General features: G+C 68.3%; 1 protein-coding gene. It reads left to right on the top strand.

Annotated elements, in window-relative coordinates; all coding sequences use genetic code 11:
* Window positions 1-287, top strand: a 287-nt coding sequence (locus KUG41_RS15390; RefSeq protein WP_305798581.1) for a sigma-70 factor domain-containing protein, incomplete at both ends; no start/stop codon positions are given.

Here is a 287-nt window from a genome sequence, read left to right as displayed (position 1 = left end):
GACATCGGCCGTGTGCCGCTGCTGAGCCATGAGCAGGAGATCACCCTGGGCCGTCAGGTGCAGGAGCTGATGGCGCTGGAGGAACAGCGTGAGGAGCTGAAGCTGCGTTCCGGCGGCACGGAGCCGAGCCAGCAGGAACTGGCGGCGGCGGTGGGTCTGCGGCCGGAGGTGCTGCGCAAGCGACTGCACGGTGGCCGTCGGGCGAAGGAGCGGATGGTGGCGGCGAACCTGCGGCTGGTGGTGAGCGTGGCGAAGAAGTACACCAAGCGGAACATGGAGCTGCTGGA

This window comes from Synechococcus sp. CCY 9618 (assembly GCF_019038415.1).
In the GTDB taxonomy this organism is placed as follows: domain Bacteria; phylum Cyanobacteriota; class Cyanobacteriia; order PCC-6307; family Cyanobiaceae; genus Cyanobium.
Note: the sequence above shows the minus strand (reverse complement) of the source record. Positions and strands in the feature narration are given on the sequence as shown.